Here is an 18703-nt window from a genome sequence, read left to right as displayed (position 1 = left end):
TTCGGGTTGCGAAGTATACTTTTATAGTTACCTAGGTAAATAAGGGGGATGAAATGATGAATCCGTTATTTCATGTCATTTTTCAAATGACGCGCATGTTAAATAAAGAAGTGAATCAAGCGCTAAAAAAACATGAGTTATTTGCTTCACAATGGACAGTTTTATTATGTGTCTATCAACAAGGGGAAATGACGCTGACGCAAATATGGAAGTACTTAAACGTTGAAGCACCGACGATTACGCGTACGGTTAACCGTTTGGAAGAACTGGGATGGTTGATCACACATGAGGGGAAGGACCGTCGAGAAAAGATTGTTCGTCTTTCGGATGAGGCGATTACCAAGTTTCCGGAAGTCGAATCATCGATTATTCAATTTGAAAATGAATTTCTGACCGGTTTAACAGTCGAGGAGCAGGTACAACTGATGACGTTGCTTCGGAAGATGGATAAGGAAGGATTGATGTAATTTAATGAATAAAGAACCAATATGGACAAAATCATTTATGAGTCTGTTTATTACGAATATAGCTGTTTTCATCGTATTTTATGGTCTTGTATCTGCTTTACCGTTATATGCGATCGGTGTGTTAGGAAGAACGGATGAAGAAGCCGGATTACTCATGACGGTCTTTTTATTATCCGCAATTGCAGTCAGACCGTTTACAGGAAAGATACTAGATATAATCGGTAAGCGGAAAATGTTATGGATTGGACTTGTACTATATTTACTTTGTACGATACTTTATTATTTCATCAAGCCGTTTGAAGCGCTTTTAGTATTACGTTTTGTGCAAGGGATCTGGTTTAGTATTATTACGACGGCAGCCGTTTCGCTTGCTGCAGATTCGATACCAGCTGCGCGGAGAGGTGCTGGTTTGGGTTATTTTACGATGTCAACGAATCTGGCTGTTGTACTCGGTCCAATGATCGCATTATCGATCATTCAAACAGCATCTTTTGATGTGTTATTTATCGTGATGAGTATTTTGATGGTATTCGGTGTCGCGACATCCGCATTTGCTCCGGTGGGGACGGCACCGGAGGAGTCAGTTAAGAAAAAAAGATTAACAATCGGCGATCTATTCGAAAAGGGAGCCATGCCGGTAGCGCTCCTCGGCAGTATGATTGCCCTGTCATATGCAAGCGTCCTATCCTTTTTATCCATTTACGCACAGGAGAAAGGGCTTTTGCCATTGGCGAGCACTTTCTTTCTCGTATTCGCTGCGGTCATGTTGCTAACGCGACCTTTTACGGGAAAGCTTTTTGATGAAAAAGGGTCTCAGTATGTGCTCATCCCAGGTTTTATCACTTTTGGCATCGGTCTTGTCCTATTGGCGTATATGGATTCGATCTTGGTCTTTTTAGTCGCTGGAGCGTTTATCGGATTCGGATATGGTGCGCTCGTTCCGTGTTTCCAAACACTTGCGGTGCAATCGACGAAAAAAGAAAGAAGTGGTTATGCGACGGCAACGTTTTTTACGTTTTTTGATACGGGGCTAGCACTCGGATCCTATGTGTTAGGGATTATTGCTGTCCATTTTGGCTATCAAAATGTCTATTTGTTATCAGCTGGCTTGGCCGTCGTTGTGTTTATCATCTATTTGAGTACCTTTATGAAACGAAAAAATAAAGCGATGATTAGTAGTTAATGATTGTGAAATAAGAAAAGCGAAACCTTATAATTTGAGGGTTCGCTTTTTGATGTGGAAAGATCCTACCGAATGTCATTTCTTATGACTTCATTTGCTTATCATGATAAAGTGATAGGTAGCATACACCATTAGAAGCTAAAATTGTGTGGACGCAAAAACTGATGCTATTCTTTTCCTGGGGAATATTTTGAAAACTTAGGATGGAAGTTGGTTTGACATTGATCGTAAGGGGGAGAAAAATGCTTGCTGATTTAATGAAAAAATCAAACTATACTATCGTTTACACAGGCGCGGGGATGTCCACGGAAAGTGGCTTGCCTGATTTTCGCTCTGCTAATACAGGTCTTTGGGAAAATGAAGACCCTGCCGCAGTGGCAAGCACTGAAGCTCTGAATAAGGATGTGGAGCGCTTTTTCCAGTTTTATCGTACACGAGTACTCGGGGTGAAAGACTGCCATCCGCATAAAGGGCATGAACTGTTGGCGAAATGGGAAAAGGAAGGCATCATCCGAGGGATCATTACACAAAATGTCGATGGCTTCCATTCAGTTGCAGGATCGGAAAAGGTTATGGAGTTGCACGGGACATTGCAAAAAGTCCATTGCCAGTCATGTGGAAAAAAGTATGGGAATGAGACGTATGAGGAGGAAATCTTTTATTGTAAATGTGGTGGGAAGTTACGCCCATCAGTTGTTTTATTTGGTGAAGGGTTGCCAGAAGATACCTTTATGAAAGCAGTCGAGGAAAGTGAACGCGCAGAGTTGTTCATCGTACTCGGTTCTTCACTCACTGTTACTCCGGCGAACCAGTTTCCTCTCCTCGCAAAAGAAAGTGGCGCCAAGCTCATTATTGTCAATATGGAGCCGACAGTATTTGACGAATATGCAGATGTAGTCATTCACGATCGGAAAATCGGGGATGTATTAGCTGAAGTGGCTGAACAGTTATAAAAAATAATCAAGCGTCCGTCCCTGTAAGAAGGTGGACGCTTGATTGCTTTGGTCTTCTATCTGTTTTTTTCACGTGAACGCCATCATCCGATCCAGAGGGCCGTCGGGTTGGATAATGTCTGCTAGATCAAGAATCGGGATTGGGAAATAGGGGAAGCCCCATACATAAGGTGTGATTTCGTAAAGTTGGAAGTAGATGACGAGAGAGGTGTCTGCAATATAGAAATCCTGATCGCTGCGAATACCTTTGAAAGGCGGGTCTAACAATTGAATATCCCAATCCTTGATCCGCTGTGTAATTATTTCAGAAATCCGCTTTACATAATCACTTCCCGGCTTGAATAATTCTTTTAGTGTATACTGCTTGCCTGTTTTCGTATCGAACGTTAAGGAGTTGACGACTGTCATGCCATGAGCGCCACCAGTGAATGAATAGACGATCAGATTCAAGCTGAGGATGCCTCGCTGATTGTTTTTCAATTCAAAATTAGCAAGCAGTTCCACAAGGTTTGCGTCGTAGAAGTTCTGCTCAACTAGCAGTTTGTTCAGTGTTGTAATGATGGCATGATTGATGCGGCTTTGTACATTGACGTTTGGCAAATGGACAACGACAGGGTAATAAACCGTCACTTTTGGGGAAGCATGCGGTAATCGCTTGGTGACAATTGAAACCGGTAAATCCATAATTGCCGTCCTTTCCTTTTCAATAGAGTCCGTACATCTTATGTTGGAGAAGGTAAGGAAAGACGGAAGTATAAGATAAAAAGGGGGCAAAATCCGTCATTTCGGATTTTGCCCTCTTTTCATTGACCGGTAGTGGCAAACTTTTGGATACGTGCCTCTATTTCATCACGTACGCGTTGAAACACTCCCCATTTTTGTTCATCTGACCCCGTAGCACGAGCCGGATCATCGAATCCCCAATGCCAGCGGGGAATATGAGAAGGTGTAACAGGACAATTGTCATGGGCATCGCCGCAAAGCGTCACAATAAAATCCGCTTTTGCCAGAAGAGCTGGATCGATCCTATCTGAGGTTTGTCCACTTATATCAATCCCAAGCTCTTGCATCGCTTCGACTGCTTTTGGATTGAGACCATGTGCCTCAATACCTGCAGAATATATTTCGAATGTGTCACCTAAGATTTTTTTACCAAATCCTTCAGCCATTTGACTGCGACAAGAATTGCCCGTACAGAGAAAATAGATAATTTTCTTATCCAATTTCATCATTCCTTTCTTAACTCAAAATTTGTAGCCATACTGCGAGTGCGGTCAGCGTGATGAACAACGTAGGCAATGTCAGTACGATACCGACTTTAAAATAATAGCCCCAAGATATGTTGACGCCTTTTGCATTGAGCACGTGTAACCAAAGAAGCGTTGCAAGCGAACCGATCGGGGTCATTTTCGGCCCGAGATCCGATCCGATGACATTGGCATAAATGAGTGCTTCGCGAATGGATTCCGGCACATTTGCATCGTGGATTGCGAGTGCATCGATCATGACGGTCGGCAAGTTGTTCATGACAGATGATAAAATGGCTGCGATGAAGCCCATACCGATTGTTGCGGCATATAGCCCGTGACTTGCTGTCCATTCGATAACAGCTGTCAAAACAGAGGTCAATCCTGCGTTGCGCAAGCCGTAGACAACGACATACATCCCGATGGAAAAAAAGACGATTGCCCAAGGAGCGCCTTTTAACACCATGACGGTATCCACCGCAGGACTTCTCCGTGCAATCAGAAGGAAAACAAGCGCGACGACGCCAGCAATCAGTGATACAGGCACGTTGAGCGTCTCACTGAAGAAATAGCCTGCAACGAGAAGCCCAAGAACGATCCAGGATATCCGGAATATTCTCGTATCTTTCAATGCTGTTGCCGGCTTTTGTAACCGCTTTTCGTCAAACTGTTTTGGAATCGATTTAGCGAAATAAAGATAAAGAACGAGCATACTTGCGACTAGACTAAACAAGTTCGGGATGATCATGCGAATGGCATATTCCGTGAAACCGATGCTGAAAAAATCGGCGGATACGATGTTGACAAGATTGCTGATTACGAAAGGCAAAGAAGTTGTATCGGCGATGAAGCCAGATGCCATGATGAATGGCAACACCATCTTGTCTTTAAAATCAAGTGCGCGCACCATCGCAAGGACAATCGGCGTAAGGATCAGTGCCGCTCCGTCATTTGCAAAAAGTGCTGAAACTCCAGCGCCTAATAAGGTGATCAGGAAAAACATCCGGATGCCGCTTCCCTTTGCAAAACGCGCCATATGTAAAGCCGCCCATTCGAAAAATCCAATTTCGTCGAGAATGAGGGAGATGATTATGAGCGCAACGAATGTTAGGGTTGCATTCCAAACAATGCTGGTTACATCCCATACATCGCTGAAACTGACAACACCGACGAGAAGTGCCAGTGCTGCTCCGGCAATTGCAGACCATCCAATCGACAAACCACGCGGCTGCCAAATGACAAAAATAAGTGTAATGATAAAAATGAGTGCTGCAAATATAACTTGCATCATCGATCTTCCCATTCATTTGTACAGCATTGTTTAGCGATCTCCCGGTCTGGAAGGAGGTCGAGCAGTTGTAGGAGAATGAAATGATGAGGGTGTTCAGTATTCAAAGACCAAAATGTCCACTTCCCCCGTTTATCGTCAAGTACAATCTGTTCTTCTTTCAATCTGCGCATATGTTGACTGACGGCAGGTTGTGACATGTTTAACGAAGCGGTCAAATCACAAATACAGAGTGGACCGTGATGAATGTCCTTCAATATTTGTAACCGGGTGCCTACACCAATAGTCTTTAAATAACGTTCAAGTTGCACAATCTCCAAAGGTATCTCCTCGCTTATGATTGAATATCCGTACAAGTATTATCATATAAGTATGCGCTTATATATACAAGGGGAAATTTAGCGACCGACAGTATGGAATGACACATCGCAAGGTTCCATGTAGAATTAAGGAAACGAACATGCAATTGGGAGGCATTTTACATGACGAAGGAACGGAAAGACTATGAAAAAGAATTGATTAACTTGGATTCAGAATCGAGCATGCAAGGAACAGAAAACCATTATTCGGACCGGAAATTTTGGGACAAGGTGAAAAAATACGGTAAACAGGCGGGGAAGCAGACCCTTTATTATAGCTTGCTACTTTATTACACGGCGAAAAGTCCGACAGTGCCGAAATCATCAAAAATGATCGTCATCGGAGCATTGAGTTATCTCATTTTCCCTGCCGATCTCATTCCTGATTTCATCCCGGCAGTCGGACTTGTAGATGATGCGAGTGTAGTCGCAGCCGCAGTGGTTAAAATTGTCCAGCATATAGATGAGGATATTAAACAGAAAGCGAAGAAGAAGTTGCATAAGTATTTTGGCAGAGATGAGAATTACGAGGAAATCGATAAGCAATTATTATAAAAGAGCAAACAAGGAGCACTCTCCTTGTTTGCTCTTTTTTCATTCATAAACAATGCGCGGTGCTTTGCGGATGACGATTTCCCAATTGGTACCTGTGCCGACTCGATACGCATCTGCGAAAGAGCCTTGATTGATGGCGATGCCGATGTTATCGAGTGAATTGACATAGACGAGCGGTTCGCCGATATGCAAATCCGCAAACGACCTGCCATAGGTCATAATGTTGTTGTAAATTGTACGGCCATCCGTTGTAATGGTGACTTCGAAAGAATCCCCGTGTTGTTCGGCGATTTCCTTGAATTGAGCGCGGCTAATATTCGTCCAAAGGTTACCGAATGGACGGTCGATGATATCGACAATGCCTTTGATCACTTCATCCACTATTTTCGACATTTTAAGAGGTAAGGAAACTAGGACAGCCGGGTCGATCGCCGGTCCGACTCCTTCATATTCAATGACACCTGCAGCAAGACGGGCTCCTGTATAGGCGAAAATATCGCGTCCATGGAATGTATGGGATTCCCCTGATTGCGGTAGCCGGTTAACGGATTCATCAATTTCGCGCACTTCAGAAATGCCGATAAATTGCTTCACATGAGTCAAAGTTCCGTTATCTGGCGTGATGATATAGTGATCATTCACCGTTTTGGCAACGACGGCCCGGCGATCGGATCCGACACCCGGGTCGACAATCGAGACGAAAACCGTGCCGGCAGGCCAATAGCCGATCGATTGCAATAAGCGGTACGATGCTTCCCAAATATTATATTGAGGAATTTGATGGGTGATTTCGAAAATCGGTATACCGAGTTGAACTGAATTCGCTACACCATGCATAGCGCTGACTGCACCGTCACTTTTTCCAAAATCCGATTGAAAAACCAATAATCCTGTTGTCATTACCTATCCACTCCTCATTCTTATAGTTTATGAAAGTCAAAACAAAAAATCTCGCCCCATTCAATCATCAATCGATTGAAAAGGACGAGATGAATTCTCGTGTTACCACCTTTTTTCGTCGCCTATTCACGTAGACAACCTCAGCAAGTACAGAATTCAGTCGATATGAATTCTAGACCGTAGTTCGGATAACGGGTACCAACTCCCGCTGCTGTCTACTGATGCACAAGATGCACGTTCAAAGCAGAGCTCAGAGGCCATTTTCAAGTGGGGACAACCTGCTTCTTTTCAGCTCCCGAAGCTTTCTGTTAGGAAATCCGATCACTTTACTTCTTCTCTTCAACGCTTTTGTATTAAAGAATAATGTACACGAAAAACAAATATCTGTCAATGTTTTCGGAAAATAAGTTCAATCAGATCGACAGGTTCTCTGAACGTCTTGCTGATAGTTGTTCGATGGACGTGTCATATAGGTGGCGATCTGAAAATACTACCACTTGAATTCTTGCGAACAATGTCCGATAATTGGTAGAGATGAAGAAATGTATCGGAAAATGAAGAAACGGAGGGGGCTATTATGACACAAGTGACGAATGAAACGATCTTAACAGCAATCAGCGAGTTATCGAACTATGTGAAAACACTTTCCGCAGATATGATTGAAGTAAAGCAAGAAATAGTTGAGATAAAAGAAGAGATGAAGCGGATGAATGAAAAAATCGACGAGAATCATAAAGTGACAAAATCATTCGATCGAAAAATTTATGTGCTGAATGATGAAGTTCTTACAATGCGTGCAGATATTGTTGAACTGCAACGTGCAAAATAAAAATGCTTGCGACTCCTAAAAATTAGAGTTGCAAGCATTTTTTAGATTGAGTTACATGATATTGACCTTCGCTTTTTCAGCCATTTTATGCTACGATTGAAGTTCACAAAAAAAGAGGACGTGAAGTTGAATTGATTACGATTACGATACCGAACCCGGATGTAACGATTGTGCAGCGCAAGCAAGAAATGAGTGCGGATACAGCGCCGATTAAACCGGTCAATGGCTTTATTGATTTGCATGAGATTCCGCGTGATAAAGGCGGTATTATCTTATTTTATAATAAGCAGGACGAGTTGTTGTTTGCTGGGAAGGCCCGCAAACTGCGTCAACGTGTGAAAAAACATTTTGAAGATCAAGTTTCTCCGATTAAAAATCACCGTGCTGAAGTGAATAAAATTTCCATTATCATTGTGGAAGACCCAATGGAACGTGAAATTTACGAAACGTACATCATTAACACATTGCGCGCGAAATATAACGTCGATAAAGTGTTTTTCAAATAAGCTGATTGCCAGGTGCATTCAGCTTTTCTTTTTGAATTTTTAGAAGAAAAGAGTGAGAATATGGATGAACGGTTACAAAAAATAGTGGATGAAGCACAAACAGAATTTGGACTGGATGCGTATCGGTTAGAAAGGTATGGAATCTATAAACAAAGGGATTCAAAAGGTGAAGCATACTATCAATTTAGTATGGAGTGGTTCCCTAAAGAATTGAATGAGCCTGTGGAAGAAGATTTAAATCCGGAGGGAACGGCCAGCATTGCTTATAATATCCAAGAAAAACGTTTTGAAAGTGTTATTTTTGTGCAAGGGCAATCTTTCTCAAAGAAAAAGCATTTTGTAGGGAAATCCGTTGAGGAGGTCGTTGCATGGGTTGAGCAACAAACAGGGTGGACGTATTTGGATGACTTTAAGCTAACACAAGTGAATGAGCATGAAATTGAATTCGAATTTGATGTGAATGGAATTAGAATTTCACCGGGTTGTAGCATTACGGTGAAGTTCGACGATGAAGGGAAGCTCACTCATTTTTCCACATATGGATCGCTTCCGTATCGGGAAGAAATTGAGAAATCAGATTTCACATTGACGTTGGAAGAAATTGAACCGCTTGTCAAACGGCAGCTTCAGCTTATCAAATTTCCGTCCGAAGCGGATATGCGGTTCGTTCCGGCGTATGCAATGGAAGAGGTGTTTGTGACAGTCGATGGAAAAAGAATCATTCCGTTTTTCGAACACGAGCGCACAGAAGTGACAGTGGACGAAGTGATGAAATGGGATACGCCGCTTGAAATGGAAATTGAACGTCAACAAATTGAACTCACATCTGTAGCTAGTGTGGAAGATGCATTTGGGAATGTCGATCTTGAAAAACAGATGCTGACTGAAGAACAGCTCGAACAGGCGAAAAAAGTAGTACTAGACCTTCTGCGAGCCGAGTATCCGGACGAATCAGGACAGTGGAAGCTGTATAAATTCCAACGCCAAGAGAATTTCATTGAAGCGCATTGTAGAATGATTGAAGAAAATCCTTCAATTTTGAAAAGGAAATTAGTTGTATTCATCGATCCTGAGCAGATGTCTGTGTTGAATTTTATGGATAACGATGCCATGTTCGAGATTTTCGAATCATTCGCGCCAGCGGAACAGGAGAAGGTTACGCATGAAGAGGCTTTTGAAAAAATGATCCCCTACATTACGCTTGATCCGACTTATCTCTATGATGAGCTTTCCGGAAAATATATTCTTTGTGGTTTGCTCGATGCAGCGGAAGCAGTGGATGCGGTAACGGGTGAAATTATTGCGTTGAGCGATTTATAAAATGGAGTCGTCATTCTGAGAATTGTCCTTATGATGGCAAGGACGGTGTCGAAGGATGACGATTTTTCGTTGTCATGAATCTTTGCTTCAATACTAGTAAACAACTAAGTATAAAATGTTTTGAATTTTTAGAGTTGTGTGGTATAGTCGAAAGTATAACTGAATATGTGTGAAAAAAGGTGCACATCCATCGTAATCTATGAATGTGCTTAAAAGGGAAGTTCGGTGTGAATCCGACGCTGTCCCGCAACTGTATATGGGAGCGATTTCGTGTAGACCACTGCTTTTTGATAAAGGCGGGAAGGGACGAATAGCGATGATCATTAGCCAGGAGACCTGCCTTTTTTTAAAACACGTATGGACCTACGAGGATAGGGGGTGTTAAGGATGCGCAGATGAGCTGTGCCTATTTGTGACGGGCAGCTTTCTTCAGGAGGTATTCTGACGCTCTTTAACAACTTCTTAGAGAAGTTGTTTTTTTGTGGTCAGAAATAGCTAAGCGTATAAAATGTTCGGGGCCAAACTGTTTTCTAACGGATTTAAAGCGCTTACAAAGTACAAGCAACTACTATTCGGATAGGGGGAAGATTGGATGACGGATACGATGACATTTTCACCGGGATTAGAAGGGGTTGTAGCTGCTGAGACCGCCATATCATTATTGGATACGGTATTGGGACAGATTGTTATCAAAGGATACGATTTAATTGAGCTCTCGAAAACAAAAGGTTATCTCGATATCGTGCACTTGCTATTGGAAGATGGATTGCCGACTGAGGCGGAAAAAGCGGATGTAGAAGCGAAGTTAAAAGCGGAATACGACCTCCCAGAGGACGTGATGAAAGTTTTGCAACTGCTTCCGGAAGAGACTCATCCTATGGATGCCTTGCGAACGGGGATCTCTGCCTTGGCAGGCTATGACCCGACTATCGATCATCATACGTTGGCTGCCAATAAAGCACGGGCTTATAAATTGCTCAGTCAAATTCCTGAAATCATTGCCAATAGCTATCACATTTTACAAAAGGAAGAAACGGTTCGTCCGTTAAATGAATTATCCTATAGCGCCAATTTCCTCTATATGATCACTGGGAAAAAACCTACAAACCTTGAAGCGTCCATTTTTGATCAATCGCTTTTACTTTACAGCGAACATGAAATGCCGAATTCCACTTTCACCGCTCGGGTGATCGCCTCGACGCTTTCGGACATATATGGTGCGTTGACTGGTGCTGTCGCTTCCTTAAAAGGAAATTTGCATGGCGGTGCCAATGAGGCAGTGATGCATATGCTGCTGGGAGCGGGCTCAGTGGAGGCATTTGAAACATTGCTGGAAAAACGTTTACAGAACAAGGAAAAGATTATGGGATTTGGTCATCGCGTCTACATGAAGAAAATAGATCCGAGAGCATTGGTCATGAAAGATGAGTTAAAAGCCTTATGCGAGTTGAAAGGGGACGACCTTCTGTACCGCATGTGTGAGGCAGGGGAAAAAGTGATGGAAAGGGAGAAGGGGCTTTATCCGAATTTGGACTATTATGCGGCGCCTGTCTATTCGATGCTCGGCATTCCAATTCCATTATTCACACCGATTTTCTTTGGGGCAAGAACGGTTGGCTTATGTGCGCATATCATCGAACAACACGAAAATAACCGCTTATTCCGACCGCGGGTTCACTATAATGGCGAACGACACAGTCATCAATCAACTGGGGAGTTGTAACTGGCCGTTCACCTTAAGAAGGGATGCAGTATGCATCGCCTAGTTCTATCTTAAACAATTCGATTGCAGAAAGGAAGCGTTGGGATGTTGAAACTACAGGAACAGACGTCGACAGATGCATTGATTGAAGAGATTACAGAATATGTGTTGCAGAAAGAGATTACAAGTGAAGAAGCGTATACGACCGCTTACCATGTATTGATCGATACGATCGGGTGCGGCATACTGGCCTTGAATTATCCAGAATGTACTAAATTACTAGGGCCGGTTGTTCCGGGTACAGTTGTCCCGAACGGTAGCCGCGTACCAGGCACGCCTTATGTTCTTGATCCGATAAAAGCGGCATTCGATATCGGCGCGATGATTCGTTGGCTAGATTATAATGACACTTGGTTAGCCGCTGAGTGGGGGCATCCATCCGATAATTTAGGGGGCATTTTAGCGACAGCGGATTATTTGAGCCGTGTCCGATTGGCCGAAGGGAAAAAACCGCTTACGATCCGGGACGTTTTGGAAATGATGATCAAAGCGCATGAAATTCAGGGCGTCCTGGCGCTAAACAACAGCTTGAACCGTGTCGGACTAGATCATGTCCATTTCGTTAAAATCGCTACAACTGCGGTTGTCACCAAAATGCTTGGCGGAGGCCGCACGGAGATCAATAACGCGCTCACAAATGCTTGGATTGACGGAGCAAGCCTACGGACCTATCGTCACGCGCCAAATACCGGTTCACGGAAATCATGGGCGGCAGGAGATGCGACGAGTCGAGGGGTCCGGCTGGCGATGATGACCATGACGGGGGAAATGGGTTATCCGTCGGCATTATCCGCACCGCAATGGGGATTCCAAGATGTATTGTTCAAGCAAAAGGAAGTGACACTTACACGTCCATTGGATGCCTATGTTATGGAAAACGTGCTCTTTAAGGTTTCGTATCCTGCCGAATTCCATGCACAGACGGCTGCTGAATGTGCAGTCACTCTCCATCCAAATGTCAAGGATCGACTCGACGAAATCGATCAAATTTTGATTACGACGCATGAATCCGCGATTCGGATTATCGACAAAGTGGGGCCGCTCCATAATCCTGCCGATCGTGATCATTGCTTGCAATACATTACGGCACTCGGTTTATTGTATGGGGATATTGTTGCCGATCATTATGAAGACGATGCAGCGAGCGATCCTCGCATCGATCGATTAAGAAATTTGATGGTCGTTGTAGAAGACGAACAATATACAAAAGACTATCTCGATCCGAGCAAGCGCTCAATCGCTAATGCAGTGCAAGTGAAATTTAAAGACGGTTCGACGACTGAGAAGATTGTGTGCGAGTATCCGCTTGGCCATCGCTTTAGAAGAGAAGAAGCCATCCCTAAAATACATGAAAAGTTTTCGGCAACGCTAGTGACACACTATCCTGAAAAGAAACGCGGAGAAATCGAAGCGGCGTGTGCAAAGCAAAGCGAATTGGAAAAGATGCATGTCAATGCGTTTGTCGACTTATTTTTGCTATGAGTAAGGAGGGGAAAGAATATGGCTTGGATTGTTGATCAGCCATCATCACAAGAAACATTGGCTAAGAAATTCCGTTCGCTTATGCAAACATCGGGAATTGTACAGATTCCTGGTGCGCATGATGCAATGGCAGCGCTCGTTGCGAAGCGTGCCGGATTTTCAGCTTTGTATTTATCGGGGGCAGCCTATACCGCGAGCCGCGGTTTGCCTGATCTAGGAATAGTGACGTCAGCCGAAGTTGCGGATCGTGCACGAGATCTCATACGGGCAACGGACTTGCCAGTGCTCGTCGATATTGACACAGGATTTGGCGGCGTGTTAAATGTGGCACGTACCGCCTGCGAAATGGTAGAAGCGAACGTCGCTGCTGTACAATTGGAAGACCAGCAATTACCGAAGAAATGCGGTCATTTAAATGGCAAAAATTTAGTGACCATTGAAGAGATGGTGCAAAAAGTCTCGATTATTAAACAGGTCGCCCCTTCTCTCAACATTGTCGCAAGAACCGATGCTCGAGCTGTAGAAGGATTGGAAAAAGCATTGCAAAGAGCACTAGCTTATGTGAAGGCGGGGGCGGATGTCATTTTTCCGGAAGCCCTTCAATCGGAAGAGGAGTTCCGTTTGTTTGCAAAAGAAATTCCGATTCCTTTACTTGCCAATATGACCGAATTTGGAAAAACGCCTTACTATAGTGCTGAACAATTTGCGGATATGGGCTTTCAAATGGTCATTTATCCTGTCACTTCTTTAAGAGTTGCCGCTAAAGCTTATGAACGTGTGTATGAAGAAATAATTAGCAGCGGATCCCAAGAACGATCATTAGCTGCTATGCAGACGAGAAGTGAATTGTATGAAACCATTTCTTATGATGAATTTGAAGCATTAGACCAATCCATTGCCAAAACGGTTTTAACGAAAGGACAATAACTAGGTTTCACAATGATGGTTCGTATTTTGAAGAATGCTCGTTTGGCATTCTCAGGAGCGAGCCATCATTTTTTTATCCCGCATTAACGGGCAGTAAGACTGCCACCTGAAGACTTAAGTATAACGATAAGGATAGGTGGGAGATCAACTGCCCGTAAAAGCCCGATTGGTTCAACTAACAATCAGTGGGGGATGGGGAAAACCCCCACTGATTGAAGTTTCACTTTATTTTCACAATAACGCTGCACCGATCGGGCTGTTCGTTACGAAGGAATTTTCTCGGGTTATGGCGAAGTTAAATAAACAACTTTATTTTTGATCTACTATTTAAAATAGTAGGAATTTGGATTGGAGGAAGTGTTGAAAGGGGGAGCGACTATGGGTTTGGTGAAAGAATGGATGGATGTTTCTCTGCAAATGCTGACAACAAAGCATAAGCTAAAGGACGCATTTCGGTTGTTGGCTGATGGCGAATGGGTGGAATTACCGCTCGTGGAAGATGGAAAGATGATACGGGTCGTTAACATAAAGGATTGTCTTGCTGCAATTGAAGGCGGGATGGATTGGGATGAACCGATCGGTTTGATCGGTAGTGTAAACTTTCTGACGATCAACGAGGGTTTTTCGATAAAGGAATTGAATCATTGTCCACTCTATGTCGTATGCGAAGAAACAAAAGTTTTAAAAGGCGTCATCACACAAAAAGAGCTGTTGTCCATCTATCAAACAGTTGTTCAACAGCATGAAAAATCGCAGGAAACGAATGAGTGGTATCAACTTTGTTTTGATACAGCCTATGAGGGGCTTGCAATTGTGGATGAAACGGGAATCATCAAATTGTTTAACGAAACGTATAGTCGTTATGTCGGGATGAGTAAGGAAGAAGCGATTGGGCGCCCTGTTGAGCAAGTAATCGAGAATACAAGAATTCCGATCGTCCTGACAACAGGTATTCCCGAGCGGAATCAAATTCATCGGTTACAAGGTCAAGAAATGGTGGTGCACCGAATGCCCATTTGGAAAAATGGGCAAGTAGTTGGGGCGGTCGGTATGCTCATTTATGAAGGCGTTTCTGAAATTCAACAAATTATGACGAAAAAAGGTGCGCTGGAACAACAAAAAGGGGACAGTTCGCACCAAAGCAACAAACCTATTGCCCGGAAACGAATGTCTTTTGAAGAGATTCTTGGCGAAAGCCCTGCCATCTCCCAGACGAAAAAGATTGCGAGAAAGGCAGCGCTGTCCAAAGCACCTGTTCTCATTAGCGGGGAAAGCGGTGTCGGAAAAGAGCAATTCGCCCGTGCGATCCATGATACAGGTATTATGCGGAACGGGCGTTTTGTCAGTGTCAATTGTGCTGCCATTCCGGATAACTTACTCGAATCTGAGTTGTTTGGCTATACGGAAGGTGCATTTACAGGTGCACAGAAAGGAGGAAAACAAGGAAAGTTTGAATTGGCCCATAAAGGGACCATTTTTCTGGACGAAATTGGCGATATGCCCCTTTCTACACAAGCGAAGATTTTGCGGGTTATTCAAGAAAAAGAAGTGGAGCGGATTGGAGGAATGGAACCGATACCGGTCGATTTTCGCATCATTGCCGCGACCAATAAAAACTTAGAACAAATGGTGAGAAAAGGAGAATTCAGGAAAGATCTCTATTATCGGCTGCATGTTCTCCCTCTGCATATTCCGCCTTTAAGAGAACGGAAAAAAGACATCCCTCTCTTGATTTCAGGTCAGCTGTCCATTCTTTGTGAAACATACGGCATTACACAGAAAACGATTGATAAAGATGTTATGCAATTGTTTTTCCGTTACCATTGGCCGGGAAATATACGGGAGTTATTGAATGTCTTAGAGCGATTATTTGCTTTGACAAGTGAATCGCATGTGAAAGTATCTGATTTGCCAAAGGAATTTTTTCAAACTGAAAAGATACAAGCTTACATGACAAACTCTTCGCCGCTCCATGAAAGAAGGGAAGCCAGACAGCTTGATCAGGAGGAAGAAGAAAAGACAGTCATTGAAAAAGTATTAAAAGAAGTGAGAGGCAATAAATCGGAAGCGGCTAAGCGTCTTGGTATCACAAGAGCGACTCTTTACAATAAACTATCCCGTTATCAACTATGAATGGATAAACTGTCAAACTGTCTAGTCACTTATACAAATCCCCTTTTCAGGAGCTGCCAGCTGCCTTCATTTTTCTTGGCATAAAAATTGCAATTATAATTTGATAAAGTGAATGGAGGGAAAGAGGAATGGATCAAACACAGTATGCAGAATCAAATTCCAATTTGACTGACAAGGTGGAGGATTTAACTTTTTTCACACCTGAAGACTTTGCAGACGAAGAAGAAATGATTGCAAAAACGACTGAGCAATTTCTCAAGTTGGATGTAAGGCCTTTAATGGAAAAGGCTACACCAATCGAACAGCAAGCGGTACGTACTCTCTTTGAAAAAGCGGGGGAGATTGGTCTTCTTGGGATCGAAGTACCTGAAGACTTTGGTGGCTTGGAACTGGGAAAAAAAGTGGCGGGTCTCGTTGCGGAGAAGATGGGGGCTGCCGGTTCATTTAGCGTATCATTCAATATCCATGCTGGAGTTGGTACATTGCCCTATGTTTACTTCGGAACGAAAGCCCAAAAGAAAAAATATTTACCGAAGCTCATAAGTGGAGAATGGATCGGCGCCTATGCATTGACGGAACCAAATGCGGGATCGGATGCATTGAATGCACAGACAACTGCCGTTTTGAGTGAAGAAGGGACCTATTGGACCTTGAATGGAGAGAAACAATGGATTACCAATGCGCAACTTGCAAATTGCTATGTCGTATTTGGAAAAACCGCCAAAGGGATGACCGCGTTTATCGTGGATCGAACCTTTGAAGGGGTCTCTATAGGGCCTGAGGAAAAAAAGATGGGAATCAAAGACTCTTCAACTGCGACACTTATATTGGAAGATGTGAAGATTCCTGCTGAAAATGTTTTGGGCGAAATTGGAAAAGGGCATCAAGTCGCCTTAAATATCTTGAACATGGCTCGTTTGAAATTGGCCTTTGCCAATATCGGTACAGGAAAGCATGCATTCCAACTGGCGCTCGCTTATGCGAAAGAGCGAAAACAGTTCCAAAAATCATTAGTCGACTTTACGATGATCCAGGAAAAGATTGCGAATATGGCCGTGCAACTATTTGGCGCGGAGAGTGCTGCATACCGGACTGCCGGTGAATTGGATGATGCCGTACAACATCTGGCATCCACTGAAGAATTTGTGCGTGTCGTTGCAGGTTTCATGATGGACTGTGCGATCAACAAAGTGAATTGTTCTGAAGCGCTTGACTATATCGTCGATGAGGCTGTACAAATTCATGGTGGATACGGCTATATGCAAGAATATGAGGTAGAAAATTTATACCGCGATGCGAGGATCAATCGGATTTTCGAAGGAACGAATGAAATCAATCGTCTTGCCATTGCCAAAGTAGTTCTCAAAAAGGGGCAAAGTGTTTCCCGAATTGAACAAGCGGATTATCCAGCTTGTTTGGAAAGATCCTATGACTATATTGTAGCGGCGAAACAACAGGTGGATATCGTTTTGAAAGCGCTAACACTTCATTTGAAAGAATCGATTGGCGAACAACAAGAATTTTTACGGCTATTGGCCAATATAAATAAAAGACTGTTTATACTCGAATCCGCGTTCAAACGGACAGAAAAGGCGATAGACAAACAGGAGGAGGCCTCAGAAAAATTAAAACGTCTCCTCACTGAAATCCTCTGTGAAGAAGGATACCGCAGTATACAAGCGGATGCGATAACCTTTGTGTCAAGCGCGTATACCGATGAGAATAGTCGGCGAAAAATCGTTTCAGAAATTGAAGCCGTCTCATTTCCGCTCTATAGCAATTTGTTTGAAAAGAAAAGAGAAATTGTCCAAGCGATGATCAAAAGCGGTCGTTATACCGTCTAATTGGAGGAGGAGAACAATGGAAATTGGTGTGATCGGTTTAGGAAACATGGGGATGCCCATGGCGAAAAATCTGCTGGAATCAGGATGTACCGTTTATGGAATGGACAAAAGCGAAGCGGCGGAAAAAGCATTTCAGGAAGCGGGAGGGAGCATCGGTCAATCTATTAAAAAAATGGCGGAGAGTTGTGCGATTATACTAACGAGCTTACCTTCCTCTGCTGCTGTGGAATCCGTTTTTTTAGGAGAAGAAGGGCTCATTCATCATAGCAGTGACAAGATTCTATTAATTGATACGAGTACGGTCGCTCCGGAAGTGAATCGACGCATTCATGCGGAAGCGGATGCGAAAGGGGTTGCCTATTTGGCTGCTCCAGTCAGCGGAGGGGTCATTGGAGCGGAAAATCGGACGCTAACGTTTATGGTCGGGGGCTCTACAGCTCATTATGAGCGTTCGTTACCTGTACTTTCATTGTTAGGCGAAAACCTATTTCATGTCAATGAACAGATCGATAGTGGGACTGTTACGAAATTGATTAATAATCTACTGATTGGCTTCTATACGGCTGGAGTGGCTGAAGCGTTAGTGTTGGCCAAAGAAAGCGGCATGGATTTGGATAAGCTTTTCGACATGTTGAATGTGAGTTATGGGCAAAGTCGCATCTATGAACGAAACTATAAGTCTTTTATCGCAACTGAAGATTATGCCCCTGGCTTTGCCTTGAAACTATTACGAAAAGATATGGGATTTGCGATGGATTTGGCACAAGAAAAGAATTTGCATTTACCGATCAGCCAAGCACTGTTAGCTGTTTACAAAAATGCGGAGCAATCCGGATTTGCGGAGGAAGATATGTCGGCGCTTTATAAAAAAGTGAAAGAACAAGCCACATCTTTGACAACGGAAGGGGCGAAATAAATTCTTACGAAAGGAATGTTCATTTACGGAGA

Annotated in this window: 18 protein-coding genes, 1 riboswitch and 1 other annotated feature; of the genes, 13 read left to right on the top strand and 5 right to left on the bottom strand. The window is 43.3% G+C overall.

Going from position 1 to position 18703, the window contains the following annotated elements; genetic code table 11:
• Window positions 1–56 precede the first annotated feature (56 nt).
• From ACFPRA_RS16510 to ACFPRA_RS16500, 3 genes are all read left to right on the top strand, one after another.
• Window positions 57–467, top strand: coding sequence for a MarR family winged helix-turn-helix transcriptional regulator (locus ACFPRA_RS16510; RefSeq protein WP_381437096.1), 411 nt, complete (start codon window positions 57–59; stop codon window positions 465–467).
• 4 nt (window positions 468–471) lie between these two features.
• A complete protein-coding gene (locus ACFPRA_RS16505) occupies window positions 472–1650 on the top strand; it encodes an MFS transporter (RefSeq protein WP_381437094.1) in 1179 nt (392 codons plus the stop codon).
• 242 nt (window positions 1651–1892) lie between these two features.
• Complete coding sequence (locus ACFPRA_RS16500) at window positions 1893–2603, top strand: NAD-dependent protein deacylase (RefSeq protein ID WP_381437092.1); 711 nt, start codon at window positions 1893–1895, stop codon at window positions 2601–2603.
• 69 nt (window positions 2604–2672) lie between these two features.
• On the opposite strand, the gene ACFPRA_RS16495 is transcribed toward ACFPRA_RS16500, so the two are convergent.
• The 4 genes from ACFPRA_RS16495 to ACFPRA_RS16480 form a co-directional block, all read right to left on the bottom strand.
• Complete coding sequence (locus tag ACFPRA_RS16495) at window positions 2673–3287, bottom strand: DUF3298 and DUF4163 domain-containing protein (RefSeq protein ID WP_381437089.1); 615 nt, start codon at window positions 3285–3287, stop codon at window positions 2673–2675.
• A gap of 119 nt (window positions 3288–3406) precedes the next feature.
• Window positions 3407–3826, bottom strand: coding sequence for an arsenate reductase (thioredoxin) (gene arsC / locus ACFPRA_RS16490; protein ID WP_381437086.1), 420 nt, complete (start codon window positions 3824–3826; stop codon window positions 3407–3409).
• A gap of 16 nt (window positions 3827–3842) precedes the next feature.
• On the bottom strand, window positions 3843–5141 hold the full coding sequence (locus ACFPRA_RS16485) for an arsenic transporter (protein ID WP_381437084.1): 1299 nt from the start codon (window positions 5139–5141) through the stop codon (window positions 3843–3845).
• On the bottom strand, window positions 5138–5449 hold the full coding sequence (locus tag ACFPRA_RS16480; protein ID WP_381437589.1) for an ArsR/SmtB family transcription factor: 312 nt from the start codon (window positions 5447–5449) through the stop codon (window positions 5138–5140). Before ACFPRA_RS16480 ends, ACFPRA_RS16485 begins: the two co-directional genes overlap by 4 nt.
• 171 nt (window positions 5450–5620) lie before the next feature.
• On the opposite strand from ACFPRA_RS16480, the gene ACFPRA_RS16475 reads away from it, so the two are divergent.
• The gene (locus tag ACFPRA_RS16475; protein ID WP_381437080.1) at window positions 5621–6052 is read left to right on the top strand and encodes a YkvA family protein; all 432 of its coding nucleotides are present in this window, start codon (window positions 5621–5623) and stop codon (window positions 6050–6052) included.
• 39 nt (window positions 6053–6091) lie between these two features.
• Here ACFPRA_RS16475 and ACFPRA_RS16470 read toward each other — a convergent pair whose 3' ends face one another.
• A complete protein-coding gene (locus tag ACFPRA_RS16470) occupies window positions 6092–6952 on the bottom strand; it encodes an SAM hydrolase/SAM-dependent halogenase family protein (protein WP_381437077.1) in 861 nt (286 codons plus the stop codon).
• 77 nt (window positions 6953–7029) lie between these two features.
• Window positions 7030–7304 (bottom strand) — a binding site (T-box leader).
• A gap of 225 nt (window positions 7305–7529) precedes the next feature.
• On the opposite strand from ACFPRA_RS16470, the gene ACFPRA_RS16465 reads away from it, so the two are divergent.
• The 9 genes from ACFPRA_RS16465 to ACFPRA_RS16425 all read left to right on the top strand — a co-directional run bounded on the left by ACFPRA_RS16465 (window position 7530) and on the right by ACFPRA_RS16425 (window position 18671).
• A complete protein-coding gene (locus tag ACFPRA_RS16465) occupies window positions 7530–7781 on the top strand; it encodes a hypothetical protein (RefSeq protein ID WP_381437074.1) in 252 nt (83 codons plus the stop codon).
• A gap of 131 nt (window positions 7782–7912) precedes the next feature.
• Window positions 7913–8287: a nucleotide excision repair endonuclease gene (locus ACFPRA_RS16460; protein ID WP_381437072.1), complete on the top strand. Its 375-nt coding sequence runs from the start codon at window positions 7913–7915 to the stop codon at window positions 8285–8287.
• Between the two features lie 60 nt (window positions 8288–8347).
• Entirely contained in the window at window positions 8348–9607 is a 1260-nt protein-coding gene (locus ACFPRA_RS16455) for a hypothetical protein (RefSeq protein ID WP_381437069.1), read from the top strand.
• Between the two features lie 160 nt (window positions 9608–9767).
• Window positions 9768–9965, top strand: a riboswitch (cobalamin riboswitch).
• Between the two features lie 234 nt (window positions 9966–10199).
• Window positions 10200–11330, top strand: a complete 1131-nt coding sequence (gene mmgD / locus ACFPRA_RS16450) for a citrate synthase (protein ID WP_381437066.1) — start codon at window positions 10200–10202, stop codon at window positions 11328–11330.
• Between the two features lie 84 nt (window positions 11331–11414).
• Window positions 11415–12851 (top strand): bifunctional 2-methylcitrate dehydratase/aconitate hydratase, encoded by a 1437-nt coding sequence (locus tag ACFPRA_RS16445; RefSeq protein WP_381437063.1) that lies wholly within the window; start codon window positions 11415–11417, stop codon window positions 12849–12851.
• A gap of 18 nt (window positions 12852–12869) precedes the next feature.
• A complete protein-coding gene (gene prpB, locus ACFPRA_RS16440; protein WP_381437060.1) occupies window positions 12870–13778 on the top strand; it encodes a methylisocitrate lyase in 909 nt (302 codons plus the stop codon).
• Window positions 13779–14156: 378 nt separating this feature from the next.
• Window positions 14157–15911, top strand: a complete 1755-nt coding sequence (locus ACFPRA_RS16435) for a sigma 54-interacting transcriptional regulator (protein WP_381437057.1) — start codon at window positions 14157–14159, stop codon at window positions 15909–15911.
• Window positions 15912–16039: 128 nt separating this feature from the next.
• Window positions 16040–17755, top strand: a complete 1716-nt coding sequence (locus ACFPRA_RS16430; protein ID WP_381437054.1) for an acyl-CoA dehydrogenase family protein — start codon at window positions 16040–16042, stop codon at window positions 17753–17755.
• Window positions 17756–17771: 16 nt separating this feature from the next.
• Window positions 17772–18671 carry an NAD(P)-dependent oxidoreductase gene (locus tag ACFPRA_RS16425; protein WP_381437051.1) on the top strand — a complete coding sequence of 300 codons (900 nt, stop codon included), beginning with the start codon at window positions 17772–17774 and terminating at the stop codon, window positions 18669–18671.
• Window positions 18672–18703 lie beyond the last annotated feature (32 nt).

It is taken from the genome of Sporosarcina soli, assembly GCF_042655805.1.
Lineage (GTDB): Bacteria > Bacillota > Bacilli > Bacillales_A > Planococcaceae > Sporosarcina > Sporosarcina soli.
This window is presented reverse-complemented; position numbering and strand designations above follow the sequence as displayed.

Coding starts and splice junctions, on each gene's coding strand:
- ACFPRA_RS16505 (WP_381437094.1), top strand. CDS start 472: ATGAATAAAGAACCAATATGGACAAAATCATTTATGAGTCTGTTTATT.
- mmgD (WP_381437066.1), top strand. CDS start 10,200: ATGACGGATACGATGACATTTTCACCGGGATTAGAAGGGGTTGTAGCT.
- ACFPRA_RS16425 (WP_381437051.1), top strand. CDS start 17,772: ATGGAAATTGGTGTGATCGGTTTAGGAAACATGGGGATGCCCATGGCG.
- prpB (WP_381437060.1), top strand. CDS start 12,870: ATGGCTTGGATTGTTGATCAGCCATCATCACAAGAAACATTGGCTAAG.
- ACFPRA_RS16510 (WP_381437096.1), top strand. CDS start 57: ATGAATCCGTTATTTCATGTCATTTTTCAAATGACGCGCATGTTAAAT.
- ACFPRA_RS16475 (WP_381437080.1), top strand. CDS start 5,621: ATGACGAAGGAACGGAAAGACTATGAAAAAGAATTGATTAACTTGGAT.
- ACFPRA_RS16445 (WP_381437063.1), top strand. CDS start 11,415: ATGTTGAAACTACAGGAACAGACGTCGACAGATGCATTGATTGAAGAG.
- ACFPRA_RS16430 (WP_381437054.1), top strand. CDS start 16,040: ATGGATCAAACACAGTATGCAGAATCAAATTCCAATTTGACTGACAAG.
- ACFPRA_RS16485 (WP_381437084.1), bottom strand. CDS start 5,141: ATGATGCAAGTTATATTTGCAGCACTCATTTTTATCATTACACTTATT.
- ACFPRA_RS16470 (WP_381437077.1), bottom strand. CDS start 6,952: ATGACAACAGGATTATTGGTTTTTCAATCGGATTTTGGAAAAAGTGAC.
- ACFPRA_RS16435 (WP_381437057.1), top strand. CDS start 14,157: ATGGGTTTGGTGAAAGAATGGATGGATGTTTCTCTGCAAATGCTGACA.
- ACFPRA_RS16455 (WP_381437069.1), top strand. CDS start 8,348: ATGGATGAACGGTTACAAAAAATAGTGGATGAAGCACAAACAGAATTT.
- ACFPRA_RS16465 (WP_381437074.1), top strand. CDS start 7,530: ATGACACAAGTGACGAATGAAACGATCTTAACAGCAATCAGCGAGTTA.
- ACFPRA_RS16495 (WP_381437089.1), bottom strand. CDS start 3,287: ATGGATTTACCGGTTTCAATTGTCACCAAGCGATTACCGCATGCTTCC.
- ACFPRA_RS16500 (WP_381437092.1), top strand. CDS start 1,893: ATGCTTGCTGATTTAATGAAAAAATCAAACTATACTATCGTTTACACA.